The organism is Ralstonia sp. VS2407 (assembly GCF_052950655.1).
In genome coordinates, this window is record NZ_JBRFVG010000258.1 from 1 (window position 1) to 466 (window position 466).

1 protein-coding gene is annotated in these 466 nt (G+C 66.5%); it reads right to left on the reverse strand.

Annotation, left to right across the window (positions count from 1 at the left end):
- Positions 1–188, reverse strand: a 188-nt coding sequence (locus ACU8YE_RS24920) for an aldo/keto reductase (protein WP_446930219.1), incomplete at its 3' end; no start/stop codon positions are given.
- Between the last annotated feature and the right edge of the window lie 278 nt (positions 189–466).

The following is a 466-nucleotide window of genomic DNA, read 5'->3' on the forward strand; positions in this document are numbered from 1 at the left end:
TGCTCGCTCCGCCCGTCGCCGTAGACGTCGGCGGTGTCGAAGAAGGTGACCCCCGACTCCACGGCGGCGGAGAGCACGCCGAGCGCGTCCGCCTCGGACACCTCACCCCAATCCGCCCCCAGCTGCCAGGTACCCAGACCAATGACCGAAACCGGGCGTTCGGTACGCCCCAACACTCGTTGCTCCATGCCGGACACCCTAGAAGGTGCTCCGAATCGCTTCTCCTGGCTGGGTGTCGGTCGCAGCCGCTGCGATAAATCCGACTGTCAATATCGACCAGCCAGGATTCTGAGCGTGGCCGCAACCGGCCTGGGCGATCGAGCGTCAGATTTATCGCAGCTGGCCGAGCACAATGGTGCGGTGCCCGAAGGTGACAGCGTCTACGTCCTGGCTCGCAAGCTGGACGCCGCGCTGCAGGGCCGGCGGCTAGCGGTCGGAGAGCTTCGCGTAGGCAAGCTGTCCGGGG